This is a genomic window from Acinetobacter sp. YH12249, from assembly GCF_013417475.1.
Taxonomy (GTDB): Bacteria; Pseudomonadota; Gammaproteobacteria; order Pseudomonadales; family Moraxellaceae; genus Acinetobacter.
Genome location: NZ_VPDX01000022.1, coordinates 48,271 through 54,869, shown reverse-complemented (window position 1 = coordinate 54,869; position 6,599 = coordinate 48,271). Strand labels below are relative to the sequence as shown.

The 6,599-nt window shown below is 43.5% G+C and carries 3 protein-coding genes; 2 read left to right on the top strand and 1 reads right to left on the bottom strand.

Annotated features, from left to right (window positions below; genetic code table 11):
• Positions 1–176: 176 nt before the first annotated feature.
• Positions 177–2,783 (bottom strand): Fe/S-dependent 2-methylisocitrate dehydratase AcnD, encoded by a 2,607-nt coding sequence (gene acnD / locus FTV25_RS12060; protein WP_180003829.1) that lies wholly within the window; start codon positions 2,781–2,783, stop codon positions 177–179.
• A gap of 748 nt (positions 2,784–3,531) precedes the next feature.
• On the opposite strand from acnD, the gene FTV25_RS12055 reads away from it, so the two are divergent.
• The gene (locus FTV25_RS12055) at positions 3,532–5,694 is read left to right on the top strand and encodes a multicopper oxidase family protein (protein ID WP_180003839.1); all 2,163 of its coding nucleotides are present in this window, start codon (positions 3,532–3,534) and stop codon (positions 5,692–5,694) included.
• Between the two features lie 115 nt (positions 5,695–5,809).
• The gene (locus FTV25_RS12050; RefSeq protein ID WP_159123690.1) at positions 5,810–6,535 is read left to right on the top strand and encodes a folate-binding protein YgfZ; all 726 of its coding nucleotides are present in this window, start codon (positions 5,810–5,812) and stop codon (positions 6,533–6,535) included.
• The last annotated feature ends 64 nt before the right edge of the window (positions 6,536–6,599 follow it).

The window sequence follows — 6,599 nt, the reverse complement described above, 5'->3', positions numbered from 1 at the left end:
AATAATTCAAGTGAATTTGTTTGAAAGAAAAACTTTAAAAGCTTTATTTTCACCCGATAAAATACCCATAAAACAAGAGGAAGCTCATTTGAGCTTCCTCTTGTGAAAAATTGTGGGACAGCAATGGGGAACTTCCTCCTTTTTCAAAGGAGGGTTGGGGGAAGATTTAATAAAAATTAAGCCACATTCCCTTCCAAGAAATCCTGCGCAAAGCGCTGTAATACCCCACCCGCTTCATACACAGAAACCTCTTCTTCAGTATCCAGACGGCAAGTTACCGGCACTTCAATGGTCTGTTTCTTACCCTCTTCAGTCGCACGCTCAATCACCAGAGTCAAAGTCGAACGTGGCGCAATATTACCGATCACGCTATATAGCTCAGTACCATCCAGCTTCAAAGTTTTACGATCTGTACCCGGCTTAAACTCAAGTGGAAGTACACCCATACCGACCAGATTCGTACGGTGAATACGTTCAAAGCCTTCAACCACAATCGCTTCTACACCTGCCAGACGCACACCTTTCGCAGCCCAGTCACGGCTTGAACCTTGACCATAATCTTTACCTGCAACAATGATGAGCGGCTGCTTACGGTTCATGTAGGTTTCAATCGCTTCCCACATACGCATCACTTCACCTTCCGGCTCGACACGTGCTTTAGAACCTTGCTTAATGGTACCGTCGGAACGCACCACCATTTCGTTATACAGCTTCGGATTCGCCAAGGTTGCACGCTGTGCAGTCAGGTGATCACCACGGTGCGTTGCATACGAGTTAAAGTCTTCCTCAGGCAAGCCCATTTTTGCCAGATATTGACCCGCTGCCGAATCCAACACAATCGCATTCGATGGAGATAAATGATCAGTGGTGATGTTATCGCCCAGAATGGCTAAAGGACGCATATTTGCAAGGGTACGCGGTGCAGCCAAAGCCCCTTCCCAGTATGGTGGACGGCGGATATAAGTACTTTGCGGACGCCAGTCATACAGTGGACTTGCTGCCTGCTCACGCTCGCCCAGATCAAACATCGGAATATAAACTTTCTTGAACTGCTCTGGTTTTACCGATTCTTTCACCAAAGCATCAATTTCTTCATCCGATGGCCAGATGTCTTTCAGGTAAATCGGATTGCCGTCTTTGTCTGTGCCTAAGGCATCTTTCTCGATGTCAAAGCGGATCGTACCGGCAATTGCATATGCGACCACTAACGGTGGAGATGCTAAAAATGCCTGCTTCGCATAAGGATGGATACGACCATCGAAGTTACGGTTGCCCGACAATACCGCAGTGGCATACAGGTCACGGTCAATAATTTCCTGCTGAATCTTCGGATCAAGCGCACCCGACATCCCGTTACAGGTGGTACAAGCATACGCCACAATACCAAAGCCCAGTTTTTCCAGATCTTTCAGTACACCGGCTTCTTCCAGATACAACGCTGCTGCTTTAGAACCCGGAGCAAATGATGATTTAACCCAAGGTTTACGTACTAGACCAAGTTCATTAGCCTTGCGTGCCAACAAGCCTGCTGCCACGGTATTACGCGGGTTAGACGTATTGGTACACGAAGTAATCGCCGCAATAATGATCGCACCATCTGGCATTAAACCATCAGTACGGTTTTCTACCACACCCGCAATGCCTTTTTCTTTCAGGTCAGACGTTGATACACGCGCATGTGGATTGGATGGACCAGCGATGTTACGGGTGACAGTCGATAGGTCAAAACGCAATACACGTGGATATTCTGCCTGAGTCATTTCTGATGACCACAGGCCAATCTCTTTCGCATAGGTTTCAACCAGTTTGACCTGTTCAGATTCACGACCAGTCAGCGTCAGATAATCAATGGTGTTCTGATCAATATAGAACATGGCTGCAGTTGCACCATATTCCGGGGTCATATTGGAAATCGTGGCACGATCACCGACTGACATGCTGTCTGCGCCTTCACCGAAGAATTCCAGATAAGCACCAACCACACGTTCTTTACGCAGGAATTCGGTTAGAGCTAAAACAATATCCGTTGCGGTAATGCCCGGCTGACGCTGTCCTACCAGTTCGACACCGATAATGTCTGGCAAACGCATCCATGATGCACGGCCCAGCATCACGTTCTCAGCTTCTAATCCACCAACACCGACTGAAATCACGCCTAGCGCATCCGTATGTGGAGTATGCGAGTCAGTCCCCACACAGGTATCCGGGAATGCCACGCCATCACGGTTCTGAATGACTGGTGACATTTTTTCCAGATTGATCTGGTGCATGATGCCGTTACCCGCAGGAATTACATCGACATTTTCAAACGCAGTTTTAGTCCATTCAATAAAATGGAAACGGTCTTCATTGCGGCGGTCTTCTACCGCACGGTTTTTCTCAAATGCATCTGGGTCAAAGCCGCCATATTCTACTGCCAGCGAGTGATCGACAATCAGCTGGGTCGGCACCACTGGATTGACTTTAGACGGATCACCGCCTTGATCGGCAATCGCATCACGCAGACCGGCAAGATCGACCAGTGCTGTTTGCCCTAAGATGTCATGACACACTACACGCGCCGGATACCAAGGAAAATCATGTTCCTGTTTACGCTCAATCAACTGGCGTAAAGACTGTTCTAAAATCGCAGGGTCGCAACGGCGTACCAGCTGCTCGGCCAGCACTTTAGATGTATAAGGAAGTTTGGCATATGCGCCTGGCTGAATATCTTCTACGGCTTGACGCACGTCATAATATTCCAGCTGGGTACCTTGCAACGGTTTCCGGTAGTTATTGTTCATAGCTTGCCTGCCCTCTTTCATTACTCTTTTTATTCATCAAAATATCTTGATGACTTGTTTTTTAATAAAGGCATTGTACGCTGTCGAAAGTCCATTTCCCAAATCTTATAATTTTCAAAAGCTTAAATACTAAAAATGGTATTTTTACCAAAATTACTGACCCATACTTTAGAATTTTGACTCTAAATTGCATTTTTTCTGAAAAATAGGCCTAAATCTGTCTCATTCTTTAGTATGAGATGTTGATAACAGCATAAAAAATAATCAATTTCTTGGAATGAGTTTAAGGATAAATTTCATATGAAATCAAAGCTTAGAATTTTTTAATTTTAGAAATAGCTCATTTAATAAAAAACTGAATCTATATTTTTTTATTTCAGTGTTAAGCATAACTCTTAACCGAAAATGGTAAATTTCATTGCAGATATGGCTCGATGAGTGTAGGCGAAAAAATCATTTTTCAGGTTAGAGATACCCCGAAATAAGTTACATTCTCAATTCCATATATTTTTTAAGACTTTCTTACAATTTTAGAAATACGTTAAATATTTATAGGACAATGATTCATAAACATGAGCTTATAAAACGCATCCCTATCTAAAATACTTTACACACGTCATTTTAGCTTACCGTCTGTCGCCCTCCCCCTAATTTGGTGATAACAGTCTGTATCTCAACTTTGTAAATCTACCCTCGAATTACTTCACAACAACAACACTCATCACAAAAGCACATAAGGGTGATTACAATGATACAACTCGCGATTCTTGGTATCGTTGCTGCAGTGATCGCTGTACTGGCAGCAAGCTGGAATGGAGGTAAAAATCCCTCCAATCCTAAACCGCCAACTCCCCACAACCCTAACCCACCTACCACTCCCAATAATCCCAACAATCCACAACCTTCTCCAACAGCACCCGATACTTTGATTAGCAATCCGCCCCTATTGCAAAAAAATTCCAAGGGCACCCATGAACTGATCGTCGCTTATAAAACCGGCAAGATTTACAATCCGAGAAATAGTACCTGGGATCAACTGTTCGTCAGAGGTTATCTCACTAATGCCAGCTTGTTTAACAAGAAAAAAACTGGAGAGTCTGTTGAAGACCTTTTAATTGGTCCGCAGATCCGGGTCAAACAAGGTGAAACCCTGAAAATTAACCTCAATAACCAGCTTCCACCTGAACAGAAAGCCACCTGCCCAGACAAAGTGGATAATGTGAATGATCCACATTGCTTTAATACCACCAACCTGCATACTCATGGCTTCTGGGTAAGCCCTCAAGGCAATAGTGATAATGTTTTCCTGAAATTTAAACCTCAGGAAAAATTTGACTATCAGTACAAAATGGAGCCGAATCATCCGGCAGGAACCTACTGGTATCATGCCCATCTGCATGGCTCAACAGCTATTCAGGTATCGAGCGGTATGGCAGGCCCATTAATTGTAGAAGGCTCAAGAACACCAAAAGTGAAAAATGGCAAAGTCACTGAAACAGGCGATATAGACATTTTATGGAAAGAAAAAAATAGCTATCCAAATGAAAACATCCTATTGTTCCAGCAAATTCAATATCGATGCTCTAACCCTGACCCGGATGTAAAATTCGATATTCCCAACAATTGCCAAGGTAAAGGCTTAGGATTACTTGAAGATTATACAGATATCGCTAATCCTGGCTCTTGGGCCGGCCAGAACTTTTATACGTCTATCAATGGTAAAGTTTTAGGGGAGATCAAAGTTGAACAGAATGCTTTTAATCGCTGGCGCATGATTCATGGTGGTGTACGCGACACCATTGGTTTGATTATTAAAGAACTGCCAAACTCCAGTAAATTTAGCGCCGCAGACACCCTTAAAGCCTGTCTGGCATATCAGGAAGCAGATCCAAAAGAGTTTAATGAGAGTTTAAAAAGCTTACCTGTTTATACGATTGCTCAAGATGGTTTGACCATGACTCAGGTACAGCGCAGAACACTGTCTGTGTTCCAGCCTGGTTATCGTCATGATGCAATGGTTACCTTCCCAACCACCAATAAATACTGTATTTATGACTCCAAATTAAATATTGAGGATGAAGTGAATGCACCGATCCCAACGGGTCAAATTACTCCTCAACTAGCTCCAAACCACCCTTTCAATGCCCAACTACTGGGATGGGTCAATGTACAGGCAAGCAAAACAAAAGCGCAGACTCCTGCCCAGTTCCTGCAAGAGCGCGCGAAAAAAATTGGTTTAAGCAAAGAGATTCAGACTCAGTTATCCAAACTTGATCTTACTGCCTTTACCGATCATCCATCCCTAATGACTCCTGCAATTGACAAGCTGGTCGCTTCCAGACCAAAACAGTACAGTAAATTTGAACTGGCTTTCGCAAATGGTCTTAAATTTGGCTTCCGCCATAAAGAAAATGGTGACTTACTCAGTTTTGGAGATGCATTTGATGGCGAAGGATCAGTCGGTCGGACACATGCCAAAGATCCGGATCGTGAATATGTACGTCAGTTACAAATTGGGCAGACGGATGAATGGGAACTGACGACCGAAGCTTTTGGTGGCCATCCTTTCCATATTCATGTTAATCCATTCCAGATTGTTAAAATCTTAAAAACTGTCACTGGCCCTAATGGCGAATCCAAAGAAGTTGATGTGAGTGAATTAGCGCCTTACGATAATGATACAGATGATGTGCAATATCGTGGTATGAAAGGACAATTCAAGGATACCCTGTTTATCAAAGCGAACTATAAATTTATTCTTCGAAGCCACTACAAGAAATTTGAAGGCGATTTTGTACAGCACTGTCATATCCTCGATCATGAAGATCAGGGCATGATGGAAACAGTAAGGGTCTGTGGGGGCAAATTCCCTTGTGATTCACCTCTGCCAACCTCGTCGCATCATCACTAATTAGACACTCCTGAAAAGGCCAACGATCCCGATTGTTGGCTTTTTTGTTTGCCTCTATTAAATGCTTGCTGCACAATAGCTTGATTGATTTTTAGTATTCAAACTGAGGCTGATCATGGCAACATCTCCTGCTTTTACCTTATTTACGCTGAATGGAGTAGATGCGCAAAAATTCCTTCAGGGTCAAGTTACTTTAAATGTCGAAACTCTGGCTGAAAACCTGACTCGCTATACAGCGATCTGTAGCTTGAAAGGACGTATCCAGTTTGGTATCTGGTTGAAAAAAATTAATCCGGAAAGCTTTGAAATTGTCAGCCCTGAAGATCAGGCAGCAGAACTGGCCAGCCATATTAAAAAGTTTGGTGCATTTTCAAAAATGAAACTGGAACAGGTTGGCCCGGTTTATCCAGTTATTAATGATATCCAGACTGATTTTGTTGAAACTGAAACGGATATTACCCTTTGGCAACAGCAAGCTATTGCTTCAGGTCAGGCTTGGATTCAAGCAACTACTGCGACCCTGTTCCAGCCACAGGAATTGCGTCTTCATCAACGTGAAGGCATTCACTATGACAAAGGCTGTTATCTGGGTCAGGAAGTGATTGCTCGCTTATGGTTCAAAGCCAAGCCAAAACACTGGTTGCATTTGATTCAAGGTACAGGTGAAGCACCTGCTGTTGCGACCAAGCTGCACAATGACGTCGAAGTGGTCAATAGCATTGGTACAGATGAGGGTTATCAGGCTTTGGTAGTTGCCAAACCTGAAGCATTGGCTGAGCTGGATGTACAAGTTCTGGAATTGCCTGAAGCTTTAAGTGGTGATGTGGCACGTCCACAATAATAACCTGTTATCTTGATGCAAAAGCCAGAATTCAATTCTGGCTTTTTTATTTTTATTAGGCTAA